Here is a 21,491-nt window from a genome sequence, read left to right on the forward strand (position 1 = left end):
TGCCGCGGATCGTCCGCGGCCCCTCGCCCCACACCCGGGAGGAACCCCCGTGCGCGCCCACCGCCACCGCCGCCGGTCCATACCGGCGCTCGCCGCCCTCGCGGCCGCCGCCGTCGCCGCTCCGCTCCTGCTGGCCGCCGCCCCGGCCGACGCCGCCCCCTCGCGGGACGGGAAGCTCGCCAGGGAACTGGTCGAGGAGGTCACCGCCCGCGGGGCCTACCGCCACCTGGCGAAGTTCCAGCAGATCGCCGACGCCAACGGCGGCAACCGGGCCGCGGGCTCGCCGGGCCACGCGGCCTCCGCCGCCTACGTCCACGACACCCTGAAGAAGGCCGGGTACCAGGTCTCCTACCAGGACTTCGACATCTTCGAGGCGCACACCAGGACCGAGCGGACCACCGTCCTCGGCCCGGACACCCGCGAGCTGGCCACCGCCGCCTTCACCTTCACCACGTCCACCCCGGCGGGCGGCCTGAGCGCCCCGCTGGCCCTCGCGCGGGTCGACGAGACCCCCGGCTGTGACGCGGCCGACTACCCGGCCGGGGCCTTCACCGGGAAGATCGCCCTGGTCAAGCGGGGCAGCTGCACCTTCGTCGAGAAGCAGAAGGCCGCCGCCGCGGCCGGTGCGATCGGCGTCATCGTCTACAACCACAGCGGCACCACCCCGGTCCGCGGCGGGTTCTCCTCGCCCGCCGAGGGCGTCATCCCGAGCGCGGGCATCACCCTCGCCGACGGCGAGGCGCTGGCCGCGGCCGCCGCCAAGGGCGAGGTGTCGGTGCGCCTGGACCTCGACCAGGAGCACGTGAAGAAGACCACCCGCAATGTGATCGCCGAGACCCGCGGCGGCCGCGCCGACAAGGTGGTCACCGTCGGCTCCCACCTGGACTCGGTCCCCGAGGGCCCGGGCATCAACGACAACGGCTCCGGCTCGGCCGGTCTGCTGGAGGTCGCGCTCAAGCTGGCGGACGAGGGCGCCAACAAGAAGGGCAAGGGGACCGCGAACAAGGTCCGCTTCACCTGGTGGTCCGCGGAGGAGCTGGGCCTGCTGGGCTCCGAGCACTACGTGGCGCAGCTGTCCGAGAAGCAGAAGAAGGACATCGCGCTCTATCTGAACTTCGACATGATCGCCTCGCCGAACCCGGTCCAGTTCGTCTACGACGGCGACGACTCCGACAAGACCGGCGAGGGCGCGGGCCCGGCCGGGTCCGCACAGATCGAGGCACTCATCAACGGCTTCCTCGACAAGAAGAAGCAGCCCCACGAGGGCAGCGACTTCGACGGCCGCTCCGACTACGGCCCGTTCATCGCGAACGGCATCCCGGCGGGCGGCACCTTCACGGGGGCCGAGGGCATCAAGACCGCCGAGCAGGCCAAGCGGTACGGGGGGACGGCCGGGGCCCCGTACGACCCCAACTACCACGCGGCCGGGGACACCCTGAAGAACCTGGACCTGAAGGCCTTCGACACCAACCTGGACGTCATCGCGTACGCGGTGGGCACCTACGCCCAGGACCTGCGCCCGATCGGCAAGTGACCGACGGGAAGCCGTGACCGGGGGAACGGGGGAGGGGCGGTGCTCGATGAGCACCGCCCCTCCGTCATGCCGTGATCAGGCGATCAGGCCGACCCTTACGGGAGGACCTTCTCGATCTGCACGCTGCCGGTGCCGGCGGCGGTGCCGCGGGCGTTCAGCAGCTGGACCTGGCCGAAGAACTGACGGCCCTCGGGGGCCGCGGCGGAGACCAGGACGTTCGCCGAGACGTTCGCCGAGGCGCCGGTGGCGAGGTTCACCTTGGCGGCCTCGTCGACCTGGACCGAGCCCAGGGCGGAGGAGAAGAACACGTCGCGGTAGTCGTACGTCGTGGTGCCGGACGGAACGGCGTAACCGGTGACGATGATCGTGTAGGTACCGGCGGCCGGGTTGGCCAGGCTCACCGACTCCTCGGAGTCACCGTCGGCGGAGGAGCCGACCTTGACGCCGCCCAGCTGGACTTCGAGGTCCAGGTCGGCGGCCGCGTCGGAGACGTTGCCGATGGCGATGTCCAGACGGGAGACGCCCTCACCGATGGTGACGGTCGAGGTCTGGGTCTCGCCGGCCTTGATGGTCGGCTTGGCGACCTTCGCGGAACCGAGCGGGCCGCCCTTGAGGTTGCCGCCGGTGATGGCCGCGGCCTCGTTCTTGATGGTCCACTGGACCGGGGCCGGGGTGCCCTGCTTGACCTCGGGGAGGACCTTGACCGCCGGGTCGAAGCCCGCGCCCAGGACGCTGACGTCCAGCTTGAACGGGTTGTCGAGCAGCGGCGACGTACGGCGCGCCTCGACCTCGATCTCCCAGACGCCGGGCGTCGGGGCCGCGTACGAACGCACGTCGGGACGGCACTTGTTGGCCGGGTTGTCGTAGTTCGGGTAGCACTGGGTGGTCGCGCTGTCCTCGACGCCCACACCGTACGGGTGGATCGAGATGAAGCGCGTCTGGCTGCCCGCCGCGAGACCGCCGAGGGCGACCTCGAGGGTCTTCGCGCCCTGCGGCACGGTGACGAAGTACGACTTGGTGCTGTTGCGCTGCACCGAAGAGGTGTCCGAGAGGCCGAAGGACGGCTTCGCCAGCGGGGTCGCCGCGACGACGGTCGTCATGATCTGCTTGTCGATGCCCTCGGTGGTCTCGTCGTCCAGCTGCAGGATGCCGCTGTGCGCGCCGGCCGTCTTCGGGTTGGCCTCGACCTTGATGGTGACGGGCTTGTTCAGCGGCAGGGTGACGTAGTCGTAGCCGCCGACCACCTTGAAGGTGCCGTCGTTGTTGCGCCAGCTCAGGTTGTGGCGGGTGCCGTACTTGACGCCGGTGGTGCGGGTGACGACGACGTCGTAGACCTTCTTCTGGCCGACCTTGATGCCGCCCTCGCGGTCATAGAGGCCGGTGCCGAAGCCCGGGGTCTTCAGGAGCTGGTCGATCGCGGTGTCGACCGGAGCCTTGACGGTGAAGTCGTTGGCCTTCGGGCCGCGCTGGATGGACTCCCACGCCTCGCCGATGTTGATCAGACCGGCACCCTGGTCGATCGCGGAGGCTCCGTCGATCTTCTTGGCGGTGCTGGAGAGCGCGATGCGCAGGCTCGCCGGGGTCAGCGCGATGTTCTGCTGCTTGGCGGCCGAGATCAGCAGGGCGCTGGCGCCCGTCGCCTGCGGCGAGGACATCGAGGTGCCCTGGAGCATCGAGTAACCGGCCGGCAGGGTGTAGCCGGCCTCCTTCACCGGGGAGCCGGGCAGCCACGTCTGGGTGGTGTTGATGGCCGCACCCGGGGCGGTGATGGTCGGCGTCAGGCCGCCGTCCTCACGCGGACCGCGCGAGGAGAACGGGAAGAGCGCGTACTTCTTGGTCACGCCGGAGCCGTAGTTGGCGGCCCAGGTCTCCTTGGAGACCGCGGCACCCACGCTGACGACCTTGTCGGCGAGGCCGGGGTCACCGATGGTGTTGACGCCCGGGCCCTCGTTGCCCGCCGAGATGACGAGCTGGACGCCGTAGGTGTCGATCAGGCGGCCGTACAGCTCCGAACGCGCGTTGTTGCCGTCGTTCAGCGCCGGGAGACCACCGATGGACATGTTGACGATGTCCACGTGGCGGTTGACGACGAGGTCGATCATGCCCTCGGTCAGCGCGATGTTGGTGCAGCCGCCGGACCAGGAGCAGGCGCGCGAGGAGACGAGCTTCGCGCCGGGGGCCTCACCGTTCATCTTGCCGCCGAACAGGCTGTTCGCCGCGGTGATGCCCGCGACGTGGGTGCCGTGCTCGGACTCGATGATGCCGATGTTGACGAAGTCGGCCTTCTTGCCGACCCAGTCCCCGCCGTACGGGTCCATCGGGACGTCCTTGCGGATCTCGATGGTGAACGGGATCCGCTCCACCACGTCGGTCGCCGGGTTGTCCGTGCCGAAGTAGCCGACCTGGTAGCCGTCCTTGTACGGCTTCATCGGCTCGTTGTTGGTGAAGTCGCCGTCCTGGTCGGTGTCGACGCGGACGGTGCCGGCCACCGGGTCGTACAGCATGCCGAACTTGTCGGTGGTGTCGCCGTCGCGGTTGACGTCACCCTTCTCGTCACCGGAAGCGGTGATCGACTCGCTGAAACGGCTCCACTGGAAGGAACCCTCGGGGGCCTTCCAGCTCTGGCCGCCCGCGGTGAAGGTGCCGCCGGTGGCGGTGACCGGGGTGATCTGCGGACGCCAGGTCGCGTCGTTGTCCGCGATCGGGTCGGTCGCCGTCACCCAGTCGACGATCTTGCGCTCGCCGGTGGTGGTCTTCTGGAGCGCCGGGTGGCCGAGGTCGACGCCGGAGTCCAGGATGCCGATGGTCACGCCGCGGCCGTCGGCCTGCGGGTTCTGCTGCACGAAGTCGACCGCGCCCGTCTCGAAGGACGGGTTGTACGGGTTCTTCGCGGGGGTGTCCTTGCCGGGCCCCGGGTAGGTCTCGGCGGCCGTCTTCTTCGCGGCCGCGTTCTCCTGCTTGGCATCGGGACGCGGGTCCGGCAGCTCGATCTCGTGCCGCAGGTCGATGCCGTGCACGGTCGAGAGCTTCGCGGCGGCCTTGAGGGCCGCGTCCGCCTTGTCGGTCGGCAGGGTGGCGCGCACGTAGCCGAGCTTGTCGTACGTCTGGCCCACGGAGGCGCCCTGTACGGCGTCCAGCTGCTGGGCCACCTGCTTGGTCTCGCCGGGCGCGGTCGCCACCATCACGGTGACGGTCTTCTCGCCCTTGGCCTGAGCCTGCTGCAGCAGCTCGGCGTCCGCGGAACCGAGCTTCTGGTCTGCGGACTTGACCGCGGCGGTAGCGGCCGGGTCGACGGTGCCACCCGCAGCGAACACGGGCACTGCACCGGTGGCCGCGAGGGCGGCCACCAGGCCCGCGGCGGCCGCGACGCGTGCGACGCGTCGCGTGCCGGATATGGAGCCGGGGGATTCGAGGGTCATCAGCATCCCTGGATAAGTGAAAGAAACGGTCCGGATTTCGGTGCCGGATGACCGGTCAGCTTGGCGCAAGTGACAGCTGTTTGGGGAGGGTTGTCATTGACCGTGACCTGTCATGGCGGATATTCGCCACCGTGGGGTATGCGCCATCGAGTGCATAGCCGGGCAAGAGGGGGTGAATGGAGGGTGCCGAAGAGGCGATTTGTAGACTCGCTGACTGGATGTCAGCGCACTGCGGCCATGTCGCCGCGCCGCGGGTGTGACAGTTTTCGCGCTTCTAGCGCTCGCGCGTGCGCGCGTAATGACGAGAAGCCTTCGCCCGGTTGCCGCAGGCGGTCATCGAGCACCAGCGCCGGGTGCCGTTGCGCGAGACGTCGAAGAAGCGCAGCACGCAGGTCTCCGAGGCGCAGGTACGGATCCGGTCGGGCCCGGAGGCCAGCAGGTCGAGGTAGCCGCGGGCGGCCGTCCAGGCCGGCCCCCAGGCCGGGTCGGCGAATTCGGCCCGCTCGCCGGGACCCTCGGCGGTCAGTGTCGCCCGGATCCGCCCGTGTTCGAGCACCGCGTCGACCAGGGCGCGCGCCCCCTCGTCGGCCGGGTCGGAGAGGGCGCGGGCCAGTGCCTCGCGCGCGGTCAGCAGGTGGATCAGGGTCGGCGCGTCCGCCCGGAACCGGTCGTCGAGCCCGACGGACCGCAGCCAGACGGCCACGCCCTCCACCCGGGTCAGTCCGGCCGCCCCGGCCCCGGCGAAGAGGTCGGTGAGCACCCCGTCCTGCATCCAGCGGGTGTTCAGCAGGTCCAGGGCGATCGGTTCCCCGGTCAGCGGCCGCGGGTCCGTCGTCGTCATGCCTGCTCCAGGGGGACTTTCGAATGCCGGGCTCACGAGCTAACCCCTCAAGAGTACGTGACCGGTTGACTCCTCGATCTCTAACCTTTAACTTTGATTTAGAAGGTTAGCCACTGGAAAGGGTCAGCACATGACGACGGTCAGCAGCACGCTCGGCACGCTCAGCACCGGCCACATCGGCCTCAACGTCACCGATCTGGGCCGCTCGCTCGGCTTCTACCGGGACGTGCTCGGCTTCGAACCGCTCGGCGAGGGCAAGGAAGCGGACCGCCGCTACGCCTTCCTCGGCCAGGACGGCGCCCTCGTCCTCACGCTGTGGGAGCAGGCGACGGGCCCCTTCGCCCCGGCCGCCGCCGGGCTGCACCACCTGGCCCTGTCGGCGGGGACGATCGAGGACGTACGGGCGTACGAGGAGCGGCTGCGCGCGCTCGGCGTCGAGTTCGCCTACGAAGGGGTCGTCGCCCACCGGGAGGGCGGGGCCTCCGGCGGGATCTTCTTCCACGACCCCGACGGCACCCGGCTGGAGATCTCCGTCCCGACCGGTGCGGAGGGCGCTCCGGCGCCCACCACTGGTGCTCCGACCTGCGGTTTCTTCTAGAGGGAGGTGGCGAGGTGACGTACCGCCGAGGTTCTCTGGCCGTGCAGCGGCGCGTCGGCGTCCGGGAGGCCGCCGAGCATGTCGGGCGCTCCGTCGGCAGCGGCATCCGCGACATCGCGGCCGCGTTCCTGGCCCAGCAGCCCTTCCTGGTGGTCGGCGCGGCCGACGAGGGGGGCCGGCTGTGGGCCTCGCAGCTCACCGGGCCGCCCGGCTTCGTACGGGCCACCGGGGCCCACCGGATCACGGTGAGCGGCGGGGTGCCCGAGGGGGATCCGCTCGCCGGGGTGCTCGCGGCCCCGGGGACCGCCGTGGGCACCATCGCGCTGGACCCGCGGACGCGGCGCCGGATGCGGCTGAACGGGGTCGTGGACGCGGGAGGGGGTGGGGGGAGCGCGGCGGGCGCGTCGGGCGCGGCGGGCCGGTTCAGCGTCGAGGCCGAGCAGGTGTTCTCCAACTGCCCCAAGTACCTCCAGAAGCGGCAGCCGCTGGCGCTGGAGCCGGAGGGCGCCGGTGTCGTGCGGCGCGGGGGATCGCTCACCCCCGGGCAGGAGGGGTACGTCCGGGCCGCCGACACCTTCTTCATCGCCACCACCGCCGACGGCGGGGTCGAGGCCAGTCACCGGGGCGGCTTCCCGGGTTTCGTCGAGGTGCGCTCGCCGTACGAGCTGTCCTGGCCGGACTATCCGGGCAACGCGATGTTCCTGACCCTGGGCAACCTCGCCACCGACCCGCGGGCCGGGCTGCTCTTCCCGCACTGGGAGAGCGGCGCGCTCCTCCAGCTCAGCGGGCGGGCCCAGACCGAGTACGCGGCCGACGGGAGCCGGACCGTCCGGTTCACCGTGGAGGCGGTCATCGAGAGCCGTCACCCGGGCCGGCTGCGGTGGAGCGGGCCGGAGTACTCCCCGGCCAACCCTCCGGTCGCCGCCGCGCCGGGCGGGGATCACCGGGGGAGCACGACGAGGTAGGCGGCGGGCTCGCGGTCGCCGGACGCCGTCAGGGCGGTCCGGACGACCGCCGCCTGCTGCTCGGCGTAGTCCCGCAGCTTGCGCGGGGTGATGTGCAGGACGGTCACCCCGAGCCGCTCCAGGGCGTCCCGCTTGCGCGCGCACTCCGACCACTGCTCGTCCTCGCCCTGGCGCGGGGCCCGGGTGTCCAGCTCCACCGCGACCGCCTGGTCGGGCCAGTAGGCGTCGACCCCGCCCAGGTGCGGGCCGCCGGGGACCCTCAGGTCCACGTTCCACACCGGCTCGGGCAGGCCGTGCAGGCGCACGAGGTCGTACAGCCGGTCCTCGGCGATGGCCCGGCCCTCGGCCAGCAGCGACTCCACGGCGTCCACGACGTGCGGGCGGTTCAGCAGCCGGGCCACCGTCAGCTCCCGCACCAGCGCGGCCGGTTCGCAGTGGCCGGCGCGCACGGCCTCACTCAGCAGGCGCCGTACGGTCTGGGCGTCCGAGAGCTGCGCGACGGCGTCGGCCACCGCGCGGGCCACCGGCGCCACCGGGAGCCCGGTGACCTCCTGGGAGCGGGGCGGGGTGTGCGCGCGGACCACGCGGACGCAGCCGGTGGAGCGGAGCCTGCGGGTGCCGGGGACCAGGACGTCGATCTGGGGCAGTGCGAGGAGGGTGGGTGCGGAGGTGAACCGGTACAGGGCCAGCGCGGCCAGGCCCGTGATCATGGCCTCGCCGCCGCGGCGGGCCGCGTACAGCAGCGCCGCGTGCAGTCGCTCCTCGCTGGTCGCGGGCCCCGAGTGGAGCAGGAACACCCCGGGCAGGATCTGCTGCCAGGGCTTGCCGGCGGCGTCGGAGGCGGTGACGCCGTGCTCGCGGAGCTGGGCGAGGGTCAGGACGCGGGGGCGGGTGCCGGTGAGGTGGCGGAGGGGGAGGGGCGTGTTGTGGTTCATGAGCCGGGGATTCCGCATCCTGGGCCCGCGCTAACCGCTGTTACACGCCTGTCGACAAACCGGGACAAGCCCGGGCTAAAGTACGAGCGTTCGACTGTCGATAGAGCCCCCGCCCAGCGGAGCTCGGCGCCCGCGTCTTGAGCCGGTCCGGCCAACTCCAGCCGACCCGGTGTCCGAGGGCGTCCTGAGCGGAGCCCGGGGCGGGTGTTGCCTCCGGTGGCGCCTCAAACGCCGGCGAGGCTGGATGTGCCGCTGCGCGGCGGCCCCGGGCACGATTCCAGCCCGCCCGGCGTTTGAGGGCGTCTTGAGGGGGGCGCGGGGCGGGTGTTGCCTCCGGTGGCGCCTCAAACGCCGGCGAGGCTGGATGTGCCGCTGCGACGCAGCGGGTTCAGCCTCGCCGGGGTTTGAGGCGTGCTGGCCGGGTCAGGAGGAGGTGGCGTCGCAGGATTGGCCTCGGAGGGCTCGGGCCAGGTCGTCGCGGGACTCCAGGACCAGCCGCCGCAGCGCCGGCGCCGCGTCCGCGCGAGCGGACAGCCACGCGTCGGCGGCCGCCAGCGTCGCGTCGGAGTCCTGCAGCGAGGGGAACAGCCCCCGCACCACGTCCATCCCGATCTGGATCGACCGCTCGCTCCACACCCGCTCGATCGCCTCGAAGTACCGCGAAACGTACGGCGCGAGCAACTCCCGCTGCGAAGACTGCTGCATCCCCGAGATCGTCGCCTCCACCAGCGCGTTCGACAGCGCGTCCGACTCCACGACCACGGCCCACGCCTGCGCCTTGACGGCCTCCGACGGCCGCGCCGCCAGGCACCGCACCGAGTGCCGCCTGCCCGACGCCGTGTCGTCCCGGGCCAGTTCGGCGGCCAGGACGCCCTCGTCCACCGCGCCGTGCGCGCTCAGCGGCAGCAGGAAGTCCCAGCGCAGCTCCTGGTCCACCTCCAGGCCGTCGATCCGGGCGGACCCGTCCAGCAGCCCCATCAGCAGCTGGAAGTCGCCCTCGGTGGTCGCGCCCGCCGCGAAGAAGCGGGCCCAGGTCAGCTGGTGCTCGGACCCCGGCTCGGCCAGCCGCAGCTCCCGCAGCGCGCAGGCCGCCAGTACCCGGCCGCCCTCCTCGCGCCACTCCGGGGCGCCGTAGTGCGTGACCGCGCTCTGCGCCTGCGCGTGCAGCATCTGGAGCACGCCGACGTCCGTCTCGCGGCCCGCGTGGGCCACCACCAGCGCGAGGAAGTCCCGCGCGGGCATCAGCGCGTCGCGCGTCAGGTTCCACAGCGCCGACCAGCACATCGCCCGCGCCAGCGGGTCCTTCAGCTCACCGAGGTGCGTGCGCAGCGTGGCCAGCGACCCCTCGTCGAAGCGGATCTTGCAGTACGTGAGGTCGTCGTCGTTGACCAGGACCAGATCGGGCCGCTCGCCCCCCGCCAGCTCCGGGACGACCGTGCGCGCGCCCGCGACATCGGCCTCGGTGCGCGCGTAGCGGACCAGTGCGCCGGCCTCCAGCCGGTACAGGCCGACCGCCACCCGGTGCGGCCGCAGCTCGTCGCCCTCCTGGAGCACGGCGAGCTCGGTGATCCGCCCGGCCGCGTCGTAGGTCACCAGCGGGGTCAGCGCGTTCACGCCGGCCGTCTGGAGCCAGGCCCGCGACCACTCGGCCATGTCCCGGCCGGAGACCTCGGCCAGGACCGAGAGCAGGTCGTCGAGCGTGGTGTTCCCGTACGCGTTCGCCTTGAAGTAGCGGCGTGCGCCCTCCAGGAACGCATCCCGCCCGACGTAGGCGACGAGCTGCTTGAGCACCGCCGCGCCCTTGGCGTAGGTGATGCCGTCGAAGTTGAGCTTCGCGTCCTCCAGGTCACGGATGTCGGCCGTGATGGGGTGCGTGGAGGGCAGCTGGTCGGCGCGGTAGGCCCAGGCCTTGCGGTTGTTGGCGAAGGTGACCCAGCCGTTGTCGAAGCGGGTCGCCTCGACCATCGAGAAGGTGCCCATGAAGTCCGCGAAGGACTCCTTCAGCCACAGGTCGTCCCACCACTTCATGGTGACCAGGTCGCCGAACCACATGTGCGCCATCTCGTGCAGGATGACGTTCGCGCGCCGCTCGTAGGAGGCCTTGGTGACCTTGCCGCGGAAGATGTACTCCTCGCGGAAGGTCACCATCCCCGGGTTCTCCATGGCGCCCAGGTTGTACTCCGGCACGAAGGCCTGGTCGTACTTGCCGAACGGGTACGGGTAGTCGAAGTGCTCGTGGAAGAAGTCGAAACCCTGCTTGGTGACGAGGAAGACGTCGTCCGCGTCGAAGTGCTTGGCCAGTCCCTTGCGGCACATCGCGCCGAGCGGGATCGTCAGGTCGCCGCGGGTGTAGGTGTCCGTGACGTAGTGGTAGGGGCCCGCGACCACGCAGGTGATGTACGTCGAGATCGGCGCGGTCTCCGCGAAGCGGCGGGTGTCTCCCTCGCGGGACTCCTCGACGCCGTTGCTCCACACCTGCCAGCCCTCGGGCGCCGTCACCTCGAAGCGGTACGGGGCCTTCAGGTCGGGCTGTTCGAAGTTCGCGTACACCCGCCGGGCGTCGGCCGGCTCGTACTGGGTGTAGAGGTAGACCTCGCCGTCCTCCGGGTCGACGAAGCGGTGCATGCCCTCGCCGGTCCGGCTGTACGCGCAGTTCGCGTCCACGACCAGGATGTTCTCGGCGGCCAGGTCCGCCAGCGCGATCCGCGAGCCGTCGAACACGGCGGCCGGGTCGAGCGCGGCGCCGTTGAGCGTGACCGCGTTCACCGAGGGGGCGATCAGGTCCGCGAAGGTGGCGGCGCCCGGGACGGCGGAGCGGAAGCGGATCGTCGTCACCGAGCGGAAGGTCCGTGGCCCCTCGTCCGGTTCGTTCTCGTCCACGGCGGACCGCAGGTCGAGGACCACCTCGTACCCCTGGACGGACAGCAGCTCGGCCCGCTCGCGGGCCTCGTCGCGGGACAGGTTTTCACCGGACACCGGCACTCCTTCGTGCGTGTTCACGTTTTCGGTTCGAATCCTCCCACGGGGAATGCGGGGGGCCACCGGGCGGTTGGCGACCGTGTGCGCGCCCCCGGTGCGCCCCCATGTGTCCCGAGTCCCGTTGCCGCGAGGAGAGTCATGCCCGACACCCAGGTGCCCGAGAAGACCCCGGTCGATTTCTGGTTCGACCCGCTGTGCCCCTGGGCCTGGATGACCTCCCGCTGGATGCTGGAGGTCGAGAAGGTCCGCGACATCGAGGTGCGCTGGCACGTCATGAGCCTCGCGGTGCTGAACGAGAACAAGCTCGAGGAGCTGCCCGAGCGCTACCGCGACCTGCTCGGCCCCAAGGGCCTGGAGCCGGTCCGCGTCGTCGTCGCGGCGCAGCAGAAGCACGGCAGCGAGGTCACCGGCAAGCTGTACACGGCGCTGGGCACCCGCTTCCACAACCAGGCCGAGGGCGCGGGCCGCGAGACCATCGCCGCCGCCCTCGCCGACGTCGGCCTCCCCGCCGAGCTGATCGAGTACGCCGACTCCGACGAGTTCGACGAGATCCTGCGCGCCTCGCACAACAACGGCATAGACCGGGTCGGCCAGGAGGTCGGCACCCCGGTCATCTCGGTGCCCGGCGCCGACGGCGAGGACGTGGCCTTCTTCGGCCCGGTCGTCACCCCGGCCCCGCGCGGCGAGGCCGCGGCCCGGCTGTGGGACGGCACCCTGCTGGTGGCCTCCACGCCCGGCTTCTTCGAGATCAAGCGGACCCGTACGGTCGGCCCGAACTTCGCATAAGGAGTTCGCGCAACGAGCCGGAGGGCCCCCGCGAGTCACGTCCTCGTGGGGGCCCTCCGGTGGAACGCCCGCAGGTGAAGGCTGAGAAGACGATCACGAGGCGGGCGGCTCAGTGGCCGATCAGCCCTTGGCGGGGATCAGCAGCGGCGTGTTGGCCTTGGCGTCGGCGTGGCGCGCGGCCACGTCCTGCCAGTTGACGACCTTCCACATTGCCTCGATGAAGTCCACCTTCTGGTTCTTGTACTGCAGGTAGAAGGCGTGCTCCCAGGCGTCGAAGACCAGGATCGGCACCGAGCCCTGGCCCACGTTGCCCTGGTGGTCGTAGACCTGCTCGACGATCAGACGGCCGCTGACGGGCTCGTACGCGAGCACGCCCCAGCCGGAGCCCTGCGTGGCCGAGGCCGCGAAGGTCAGCTGCTTGCGGAACTTCTCGAACGAACCGAAGGACTCGGTGATGGCGTCCGCGAGCTCGCCCAGGCCGTCCTTCTCGTCCGGGACGCCGCCGCCCTCGTCCGTCTTCGGGTTCGCCATGTTGTGCCAGTAGATGCTGTGCAGGATGTGGCCGGAGAGGTGGAACGCGAGGTTCTTCTCCAGCCCGTTCAGCGCGCCCCAGTTCTCCTTGTCGCGCGCCTCCGCCAGCTGCTCCAGCGTGGTGTTGGCGCCCGCGACGTACGCGGCGTGGTGCTTGTCGTGGTGCAGCTCGATGATCTGCGGGTTGATCACCGGCTCGAGCGCCGCGTAGTCGTAGGGCAGCTCGGGAAGCGTGTAGATGGCCATGCGGGTATCCGGTCCCCTCAGCGTTCTTATTGCAACACTTGCGCAACTGCACGCTAGCAGCATCTATTTCCGTGGCCGGCCAAGGGTCGCCTCGCCGTGTCCGGGACCGGGACGCGCCGGAGGCCGGGCCCCCGTGTGTACGGGGACCCGGCCTCCGGGCGGTGTGTGAGGGTGCGTCACCCCGCCGCGCGCGCCGCCGCACGCTGGCGGACGTACCCGGTGACCGCGAGGGCGACCGCCAGGCCGCCGGTGAAGAGCACCTGGACGCGGGTGTCCCCGTCCATGGCCATCAGCACCAGGACCCCGGCCACCCCGGCCAGGGCCACCCAGGTCAGGTACGGGAAGCCCCACATCCGGACGACGAGCTTCCGCGGTTCCTCGCGCTCCATCCGGCGGCGCAGCGCGAACTGGGAGACGGCGATGAAGCCCCAGACCACGAGGATCACTCCGCCGACCATGTTCAGCAGCCAGGCGAACAGGGTCTCCGGGTACCAGTAGGACAGCAGCACGGTGACGAAGCCGAAGCCGGAGGAGGCGAGGACCGCGCGGCGCGGCACCCGTCGGGTCAGCTTGCCCAGCGCCTTGGGGCCCTGGCCGCGCGCGACCAGGGAGTAGGCCATGCGCGAGGAGCCGTAGATGTTGGCGTTCATCGCGGACAGCAGCGCGATCAGGATGACCACGTTCATGATCTGGCCCGCGCCGGGGATGCCCAGGTGGTTCAGCGTGGCGGCGTACGGCCCCTGCTCGCTGACGGCCGGGTCGTTCCACGGCAGCAGGGTGACGATGACCAGCATCGAGCCGACGTAGACGATCGCGATCCGCCACATGGTGGTCCTGACCGCCTTGGCGACGCCCCGGACCGGGTCCTCGGACTCGGCGGCGGCGATGGTCACCGTCTCCAGGCCGCCGTAGGCGACGACCGAGGCCAGCAGGCCGACGAGCAGCCCGTCCACGCCGTTGGGCAGGAAGCCGCCGTCGTGCAGCAGGTTCGCCGCGCCGGGGGAGGAGGTGCCGGGCAGCACGCCGAGGACGGCCAGCACGCCAAGGCCCAGGAACAGCGCGATGGCGCCGATCTTGAGCGCGGAGAACCAGAACTCGAACTCGCCGAAATTCGCCACGGCGCCCAGGTTGGAGCCGCAGAACACCGCCATGAAGATCAGCACCCACATCCACGAGGGGGTGCCCGGCAGCCAGCCCGTCACGATGTGCGCCGCGCCGATGGCCTCGATGGCCACCCCGACGCACAGCAGGATCCAGAACATCCAGCCCGCGGTGAAACCGGCCCACGGGCCGATCGCGCGCTCGGCGTGCACCGAGAAGGAGCCGGAGGCGGGGTTGGCCGCGGACATCTCGCCGAGCATCCGCATCACGAACATCACGAGCAGGCCGGACACCGCGTAGGCGAGCACGATCGAGGGTCCGGCGGCGGCGATGCCCGCGCCGGAGCCCACGAAGAGACCGGCTCCGATGACTCCGCCGAGGGCGATCATCGAGAGGTGGCGCTGCTTGAGGCCGTTGCCGAGGGGGGAGGACCCGGTGTCGCCCGCGGGCTCCTGGTCCTGCCGCCGGCGCGGCCGCTGCTGCTCCTGCTGCTCCTGCTGCTCGGAAGGTGTGGCGGTGTGCTGGCTCATGGGGTGTGCCTGTCCGGTGTGCGGGTGGACGGGGTGAGGTGTGCCAGTTTGCCTACCGTCCGTTTATCGGACGTTCCCCGTCCAGTATGCGGACGACTTCTTCACGCGAAGTGATCATCCGCCCGCAGGGGCGGACCGCAGCTCCCGGACCCACGCCACCAGCAGCACCACGACCGCCGCACCGCCCGACCACAGCAACTGCGGGCGCGCCGAGTCGTCGAAGAGCATCAGCACCAGCACCGCCGCCATCCCGGCCAGCGCCACCCAGGTCAGGTACGGGAAGCACCACATCCGCAGCGTCAGCTTCTCGGGCATCTCGCGCTCGATCCGGGGCCGCAGCCGCAGCTGCGAGACGGCGATCAGCGCCCACACGAACAGCAGCACCGCGCCGACCGCGTTGAGCATGTAGAGGAAGACCGTGTCGGGCCACAGCAGGTTCAGCAGCACCGAGACGAAGCCGAAGGCCACCGACGCGAACACCGCGCGGCGCGGCACCCCGCCACCGGACACCGCGAGCAGCGACTTCGGCGCCTCGCCGCGCTCGGCCAGCGAGAACACCATGCGGGAGGAGCCGTACAGGTTGGCGTTCAGCGCCGACAGCAGCGCCACGAACACCACGATGTTCATGATCTGCCCGGCCCCGGGGATGCCGATCGAGTCGAGGACGGCCACGTACGGGCTCTCGCCCGCCTTCATCGACCTCCACGGCAGCAGGGTCACGATGACCAGCATCGAGCCCACGTAGAAGAAGAGGATGCGCCACACCGCGCTGCGCACCGCGCGCGCCACCGAGCGGGCCGGGTCGTCGGACTCGGCCGCGGCGATGGTGACGACCTCCAGGCCGCCGAAGGCGAAGACGACGGCGAGCATGCCCGCGACCACCCCGCTGAAGCCGTTGGGCGCGAAGCCGCCCTGGCCGGTCAGATTGGCCAGGCCCACCGGATCGGTGTCCGGCAGCACGCCGAAGACCGCCAGGGTCGACAGCACCAGGAACAGCACGATCGCGCCGACCTTGAGCGCGGCGAACCAGAACTCGAACTCGCCGAAGTTCCGCACGGCCGCCAGGTTGGTCACGGTGAAGACCACCATGAAGATCAGCACCCAGGCCCACTGCGCGATCCCCGGCACCCAGCCGTTCGCGATCTTCGCCGCGGCGGTCGCCTCCACCGCCAGGACCACGACCAGCAGGAACCAGTACAGCCAGCCCACGGAGAAGCCGGCCCAGCGGCCCAGCGCCCGCTCGGCGTGCACCGAGAACGAACCCGAGGCGGGCATGGCGGCCGACATCTCGCCGAGCATCCGCATGACCAGCATCGCGAGGGCGCCCGCGAGCAGGTACGAGACGACGATCGCGGGACCCGCGATGGTGATGCCCGCGCCCGAACCGACGAAGAGCCCGGCGCCGATCACGCCGCCGAGGCCCAGCATGGTCAGGTGGCGCTGCTTGAGCCCGTGGCCGAGAGGTTCCGGCTCCTGAGCGAGATCCGGCAGGGGTGCTTGTGACATCCCCACAGTGTCCCCGAGCCGGGCGGGGCGAGGCAAAACGGCTGACTTCTGGCCAAATTCCTTGGTGATCCAGGTCACTTCACCCCGTGGAGGGGTGTTCCGGAGTCCGATCTTTGTGGATTCCCCACCAAGCGGGGGATCACGGCTTTGTCCCCGCGCGACGCCGGACGGCCCGGGGTCCCGGGGCTAACGTCACCTTGTCCCGCCGTTCCCGCAGTACCCGACCCCTCCGGAGTCCCGATGAGCACCGCTTCCGTCACGACCGCCGCCTTCCGGCCCGGTGCCGTCCTCGCCGACCTGCTCCCCGCGAGCCGGGTGCGCGACCTCGCGCTCGTCGTCGGCGGAGCCGCGCTGACCGGCCTCGCCGCGCAGATCGCCGTACCGGTCCCCGGCTCGCCCGTCCCGGTCACCGGGCAGACCTTCGCGGCGCTGCTCGTCGGCACCGCCTTCGGCGCCCGCCGCGGCTTCCTCTCGCTCGCGCTCTACGCCCTGGTCGGCATGGCCGGGATGCCCTGGTTCGCGAACGGCACCTCGGGGGCGGGCGGCGCCTCCTTCGGCTACGTGCTGGGCATGCTGCTCGCCGCGACCGTCGTCGGAGCCCTCGCGCGCCGCGGCGCCGACCGCTCGGTGCCCCGCACCGCCCTGACGATGGTGGCGGGCTCCGCGGTGATCTACGCGGTGGGCGTGCCGTACCTGGCCCTGTCCACCGGGATGTCCCTCGGCGCGGCCGTCGCCGCCGGCCTGACCCCGTTCCTGATCGGTGACGCGCTCAAGGCGGCCCTCGCGATGGGGCTGCTCCCGGCGGCCTGGAAGCTGGCCGGCCGCGGCTGACCGCCGCGCGAGGCACGGCTGACCCGCACGCGACGCACGGCGGCCCCGGACCACTGGGTGGTCCGGGGCCGCCGTGCGTATCGGTCGTGCGTGCCGGTCGTGCGTGTCGGTACGGTCAGACGCTCGCGGCGTCCTCGAGGACGGTGTCGCCCTCACCCTCGCCCGCGCCGGTGAGCGCGTTCTTGCGCGCGTCCCTGCGGCGGACGACGTCGAGCGCCGTGCCGATGGCCAGGACCACGCCCGCGACCAGCAGCGAGAGCAGGACCACCTCGCGGTTGTCGTCGTCGAAGAGCATGTAGACGAGGACGAAGCTGATCATCGCGGCGGTCAGCCAGGTCAGGTACGGGAAGAACCACATCTTCACCGTCAGCTTCTCCGGCGCCTCGCGGAGCAGGATCGCGCGCATCCGCAGCTGGGTGAAGCAGATCGCCAGCCAGACGAAGAGCGCGATGGCGCCGGAGGAGTTGAGGAGGAAGTTGAAGACGGTGTCCTTGAAGGCGTAGTTGAAGTAGACGGCGATGAAGCCGAAGACCACCGAGCCCAGGATCGCGGCGACCGGGACGCCGTTCTTGGAGACCTTCGCGAAGACCTTGGGGGCGTCACCGCGCTCGCCCAGCGAGAACGCCATGCGGGAAGCGGTGTACAGGCCCGAGTTCAGGCAGGACAGCACGGCCGTCAGGACGATCACGTTCATGATCTGGCCCGCGTGGGCGATGCCGATCGAGTCGAGGGCGGCGACGTACGAGCCCTTCTCGGTGATCGACTTGTCGTTCCACGGCAGCAGGGTCAGCACGATGAAGATCGAGCCGAGGTAGAAGATGCCGATCCGCCAGATCACCGAGTTGGTGGCCTTGGTGACCGCGCGGCGCGGGTCCTCGGACTCACCGGCGGCGAGGGTGACGATCTCGCTGCCCATGAAGGAGAAGACGACCATCAGGACACCGGTCAGGACCGACCCGACGCCGTTGGGCATGAACCCGCCGGTGTCGGTCAGGTGCGCGAAGCCCGCGCCCGGGTTGTCCGAGCCCGGCAGCACGCCGAAGACGGCCAGCATGCCGACGATCACGAAGCCGCCGATGGCGACGACCTTGATGCCCGCGAACCAGAACTCGAACTCGCCGTACGAGGCGACGGAGCCGAGGTTGGTGACGGTCAGCACGACCATCACGATCAGCGCCCAGGCCCACTGCGGGACGGCCGGGACCCAGCTTTCGAGGATGCTCGCGCCGGCCGTGGCCTCCACGGCCAGGACGACGACCCAGAAGAACCAGTACAGCCAGCCGATGGAGAAACCGGCCCAGCGGCCGAGCGCGCGGTCGGCGTAAGCGGAGAAGGAGCCGGAGTTCGGGCTGGCCGCGGCCATCTCACCGAGCATCCGCATCACGAAGACCACCATCGCGCCGACCAGCGCGTAGGAGATCAGGATGGCGGGACCGGCCTTGGCGATGCCGCCGCCGGAGCCGACGAACAGGCCGGCGCCGATGACGCCGCCAATGGCGATCATGGACAGGTGGCGGTTCTTGAGACCGGCCTTCAGACCGTCGGAGGGCTGGGCGCCACCGGGTTCACCGGTGGGGCCGCCTGACTTCTGAAGGGTCGTCGTGCTGCTCATGGACGAATCCTTAGGTTCTCGGGTTGCGAGCCCCGGCATTCAAACCCGGGATGAACGCAGGACGGAAGACCTGAATCCGGATCGTGTCCGGAGGACGAAGGGACCGGACCAAGGTCCCGACCCGTTTCACCCCGTCCCAACTGCGTCCTTTGGGTTTACTTGAGCTTTAGAAGTGACTTACGCGACATCGAACCGGCACCCCTTGCGTGCCGTCCGGGACCCCCGTGTCACACTCGTGCCCATGCGCGTCTACCTCGGCTCCGACCATGCCGGCTACGAACTCAAGAACCACCTCGTCGAGTGGCTCACGGCCCAGGGCCACGAAGTCGTCGACTGCGGTCCCCACATCTACGACGCCCAGGACGACTACCCGCCGTTCTGCCTGCGCGCCGCGGAGAAGACCGCCGCGGACCCGGACGGCCTCGGCATCGTGATCGGCGGCTCCGGCAACGGCGAGGCCATCGCCGCCAACAAGGTCAAGGGCGTCCGCGCCGCGCTGGCCTGGAGCGAGCAGACCGCCGCCCTCGGCCGCGAGCACAACAACGCCAACGTCATCTCCATCGGCGGGCGCATGCACAGCGTCGAGGAGTCGACGAAGTTCGTCGAGATCTTCCTGGCGACCCCGTACTCCGACGAGGCGCGCCACACCCGCCGGATCGAGATGCTCTCCGCCTACGAGACCACCGGCGAACTGCCGCCGATCCCGGCCCACCACCCGCAGGGCTGACACCCCCGCCCCGCACGCGACGCCGTACGACCGTGCCGCCGGGACCCCCCGGCGGCACCGTCGCGTCCGGACCCGCCGGACCCGGACCCGGACCCACCGGCCTTGGACCCACCGGACCCGAACGCACCAGGAGCAGCGCCGTGCCCGAGGGGCATACGATCCACCGCCTCGCCCAGGACCACGCCGAGCGCTTCGCCGGCCGGCCCCTGCGCGTCAGCAGCCCCCAGGGCCGCTTCGCCGAGAGCGCGGCCCTGCTGGACGGCCGGGAACTCGACACCGCCGAGGCCCACGGCAAGCACCTCTTCCTCGGCTTCGACGGCCCCGCCGGGGACTGGATCCACATCCACCTCGGCCTCTTCGGAAAGTACGGCTTCGGCCCCGTCCCCGCCCCGCCCGCCACGGACACCGTGCGCCTGCGCCTCGTCGGCCGGGAGCAGTACGCCGACCTGCGCGGACCCACCACCTGCGCGCTGATCACCGGCGCCGAGAAGCGGGCGATACACGAGCGCCTCGGCCCCGACCCGCTGCGCCCGGCCGACGACCCCGACCGGGCCTGGGCGCGGATCTCCCGCTCCCGCACCACGATCGCGGCGCTCCTCATGGACCAGAAGATCGTGGCGGGCATCGGCAACGTCTACCGCGCCGAGGTCCTCTTCCGGCACGGCATCGACCCCTACCGGCTCGGCCGGGACGTCACGCGCGCCGAGTGGGACGCGATGTGGCTCGACCTCGCCGCGCTGATGCGCGAGGGGGTCCGGCTGGGCCGCATCGACACCGTCCGCCCGGAACACACCCCCGAGGCCATGGGCCGCCCGCCGCGCGTGGACGACCACGGCGGCGAGGTCTACGTCTACCGCCGCGCGCACCTGCCCTGCCTGCTGTGCGGCGGCGAGATCCGCACCGCGGACCTCGCCGCCCGCAACCTCTTCTGGTGCCCGGGCTGTCAGCCCCGCTGAGGCCCGGCCGCCAGTGCCGCGTCAGGCAATGTTCGCCCCGTCGCGACGCCCGGTCCTTGACGGGTAAACGTTGCCTGACGCGGCACTAGAACCCGTGCGGCAGCCAGGGCGCCAGGTCCGAGGCGAAGGCCCGGTTGGCCTCCCGCAGGGCGCCCGGGCGCAGCTCCGTGATCCGGCCCGCGCCCGCGAGTGACGCCAGGGTGACCCCGCCCAGGTAGGCAGAGCCCAGCTCGCCCACCGACAGGGCCAGCTCCGCCGGATCCCCGGTCCGCACGCAGGACGCCCCCTCGGTGTCACCGGTCAGCCGCCAGCGCCCGGCGTTCCAGGGACAGAAGGCGTCCTCCACCTCGAACACCACATCGACCGGAGCCCCGTACGTCCGGGCCTCCAGGGCCGCCCCGAGCTCCACCAGGCGCACGTGCATCGAGTCCCGGGTGCGCGCCCGCGCCCGGCGCACGTCACTGACCAGGTGCAGCAGCGGATCGTCCACCGGTCGCCTGGTCGCCCGTACCGACCAGGTCAGGTCGATCCCGAAGACGTACTCCCACAGCGCCGCGTACGCCGCCGGCTCCAGCGCGTCGAGGTCCTGGACCTCCACCGCGCCGGCCGAACCGCTCGGCTCCCACTCCGGCCGCACCCGGTAGCGGGCGTACCCCACCACCTTCCCGTCCGCCTCCCGCTCCGCCAGCACGCACTTCAGCGGCGACCGGCCCGCGCGCCGCGACTCCGGATCCAGCAGCGCAAGCCGCTCCCAGCCCGGCTGCCGCGCCGTCATCCCGGGCCGCGAGGGCACCAGCTCCGCGTACACGGCCTCGCAGGCGGCCAGCGCCCGCTCCGGATCCACCAGGCGGATCCGGACGCTCTCCGTCCCCGGCGGTGGCCGGAGCCGGACCCGCGTCGTGTCGACGTCCACGGTCATCTCGTACGTCGCGGTGCCGTAGCCGAACCGCCCGTAGATCGCGGGATCCGAGGCCGTCAGCACGGCGACCGGCTCGCCACCCGACCGGATGTCGTCCAGTTGCCGGCGCATGAGGGCGGTGAGCACGCCCCGGCGCCGGTGCGTCGGCGCCACGCCCACCAAGGTCACGCCCGCCGCGGGCACCAGCGCCCCGCCGGGCACCGAGACCCGGAAGCTGTAGGCACTCGCCGCCCCGACCCAGCTCTCCCCGTCCCACACCCCCAGCGAACGCTCGGTCTCCGTCAGAAACCGTTCGAGCGCGCGCGCCTCCGCGACCTGGGGCGCACCGCCGAACGCCAGCTCCAGCAGGTCGTACCAGACATCCCACTCTTCGGGCCGCAGTACCCGTATGTCATGAGCCATGAGGCCATGCCTACCAGGGTGATCCATGCCGGTCGACCGGATTTGATCCCGAAATCATCATGCGGTCGGGGGG

The 21,491-nt window shown here is 71.3% G+C and carries 16 protein-coding genes; 7 read left to right on the forward strand and 9 right to left on the reverse strand.

The annotated features are described in order from the left end of the window. The first annotated feature begins 49 nt into the window (after positions 1–49). Positions 50–1,534 (forward strand): M28 family metallopeptidase, encoded by a 1,485-nt coding sequence (locus ABT084_RS31150; protein WP_351051036.1) that lies wholly within the window; start codon positions 50–52, stop codon positions 1,532–1,534. A gap of 95 nt (positions 1,535–1,629) precedes the next feature. On the opposite strand, the gene ABT084_RS31155 is transcribed toward ABT084_RS31150, so the two are convergent. Both ABT084_RS31155 and ABT084_RS31160 read right to left on the reverse strand, forming a co-directional pair. Beyond that, entirely contained in the window at positions 1,630–4,953 is a 3,324-nt protein-coding gene (locus ABT084_RS31155) for a S8 family serine peptidase (protein WP_351051039.1), read from the reverse strand. A gap of 274 nt (positions 4,954–5,227) precedes the next feature. Beyond that, positions 5,228–5,794, reverse strand: a complete 567-nt coding sequence (locus ABT084_RS31160) for a CGNR zinc finger domain-containing protein (RefSeq protein ID WP_351051042.1) — start codon at positions 5,792–5,794, stop codon at positions 5,228–5,230. Between the two features lie 130 nt (positions 5,795–5,924). Here ABT084_RS31160 and ABT084_RS31165 point away from each other — a divergent pair, with 130 nt between their 5' ends. Both ABT084_RS31165 and ABT084_RS31170 read left to right on the forward strand, forming a co-directional pair. Further along, the gene (locus ABT084_RS31165) at positions 5,925–6,392 is read left to right on the forward strand and encodes a VOC family protein (RefSeq protein WP_351051043.1); all 468 of its coding nucleotides are present in this window, start codon (positions 5,925–5,927) and stop codon (positions 6,390–6,392) included. Between the two features lie 14 nt (positions 6,393–6,406). Beyond that, entirely contained in the window at positions 6,407–7,357 is a 951-nt protein-coding gene (locus ABT084_RS31170; protein WP_351051046.1) for a pyridoxamine 5'-phosphate oxidase family protein, read from the forward strand. Here ABT084_RS31170 and ABT084_RS31175 read toward each other — a convergent pair. Continuing rightward, positions 7,333–8,292, reverse strand: coding sequence for a putative endonuclease domain-containing protein (locus ABT084_RS31175; protein WP_351051048.1), 960 nt, complete (start codon positions 8,290–8,292; stop codon positions 7,333–7,335). The two genes, ABT084_RS31170 and ABT084_RS31175, sit on opposite strands and share 25 nt — an antisense overlap. A gap of 423 nt (positions 8,293–8,715) precedes the next feature. Beyond that, positions 8,716–11,268, reverse strand: coding sequence for an aminopeptidase N (gene pepN / locus ABT084_RS31180; RefSeq protein ID WP_351051050.1), 2,553 nt, complete (start codon positions 11,266–11,268; stop codon positions 8,716–8,718). A 141-nt stretch (positions 11,269–11,409) separates the two neighbouring features. On the opposite strand from pepN, the gene ABT084_RS31185 reads away from it, so the two are divergent. Further along, positions 11,410–12,057 carry a mycothiol-dependent nitroreductase Rv2466c family protein gene (locus ABT084_RS31185; RefSeq protein WP_351051053.1) on the forward strand — a complete coding sequence of 216 codons (648 nt, stop codon included), beginning with the start codon at positions 11,410–11,412 and terminating at the stop codon, positions 12,055–12,057. 120 nt (positions 12,058–12,177) lie between these two features. Here ABT084_RS31185 and ABT084_RS31190 read toward each other — a convergent pair whose 3' ends face one another. From ABT084_RS31190 to ABT084_RS31200, 3 genes are all read right to left on the reverse strand, one after another. After that, a complete protein-coding gene (locus ABT084_RS31190; protein WP_351051055.1) occupies positions 12,178–12,834 on the reverse strand; it encodes a superoxide dismutase in 657 nt (218 codons plus the stop codon). A 176-nt stretch (positions 12,835–13,010) separates the two neighbouring features. Further along, positions 13,011–14,465 (reverse strand): amino acid permease, encoded by a 1,455-nt coding sequence (locus tag ABT084_RS31195; protein WP_502969235.1) that lies wholly within the window; start codon positions 14,463–14,465, stop codon positions 13,011–13,013. A gap of 114 nt (positions 14,466–14,579) precedes the next feature. Further along, positions 14,580–15,971 carry an amino acid permease gene (locus ABT084_RS31200; protein ID WP_351051058.1) on the reverse strand — a complete coding sequence of 464 codons (1,392 nt, stop codon included), beginning with the start codon at positions 15,969–15,971 and terminating at the stop codon, positions 14,580–14,582. A 240-nt stretch (positions 15,972–16,211) separates the two neighbouring features. Here ABT084_RS31200 and ABT084_RS31205 point away from each other — a divergent pair, with 240 nt between their 5' ends. Then, the gene (locus tag ABT084_RS31205; RefSeq protein ID WP_351051061.1) at positions 16,212–16,802 is read left to right on the forward strand and encodes a biotin transporter BioY; all 591 of its coding nucleotides are present in this window, start codon (positions 16,212–16,214) and stop codon (positions 16,800–16,802) included. 115 nt (positions 16,803–16,917) lie between these two features. Here ABT084_RS31205 and ABT084_RS31210 read toward each other — a convergent pair whose 3' ends face one another. Further along, entirely contained in the window at positions 16,918–18,414 is a 1,497-nt protein-coding gene (locus tag ABT084_RS31210) for an amino acid permease (RefSeq protein ID WP_351051063.1), read from the reverse strand. A 241-nt stretch (positions 18,415–18,655) separates the two neighbouring features. On the opposite strand from ABT084_RS31210, the gene ABT084_RS31215 reads away from it, so the two are divergent. Next, positions 18,656–19,141, forward strand: coding sequence for a ribose-5-phosphate isomerase (locus tag ABT084_RS31215; RefSeq protein ID WP_351051066.1), 486 nt, complete (start codon positions 18,656–18,658; stop codon positions 19,139–19,141). Positions 19,142–19,281: 140 nt separating this feature from the next. After that, complete coding sequence (locus tag ABT084_RS31220; RefSeq protein WP_351051069.1) at positions 19,282–20,097, forward strand: Fpg/Nei family DNA glycosylase; 816 nt, start codon at positions 19,282–19,284, stop codon at positions 20,095–20,097. A gap of 85 nt (positions 20,098–20,182) precedes the next feature. On the opposite strand, the gene ABT084_RS31225 is transcribed toward ABT084_RS31220, so the two are convergent. After that, entirely contained in the window at positions 20,183–21,418 is a 1,236-nt protein-coding gene (locus tag ABT084_RS31225) for a GNAT family N-acetyltransferase (RefSeq protein ID WP_351051072.1), read from the reverse strand. Positions 21,419–21,491 lie beyond the last annotated feature (73 nt).

The organism is Streptomyces sp. NPDC002138, from assembly GCF_040296485.1.
Taxonomy (GTDB): Bacteria; Actinomycetota; Actinomycetes; order Streptomycetales; family Streptomycetaceae; genus Streptomyces.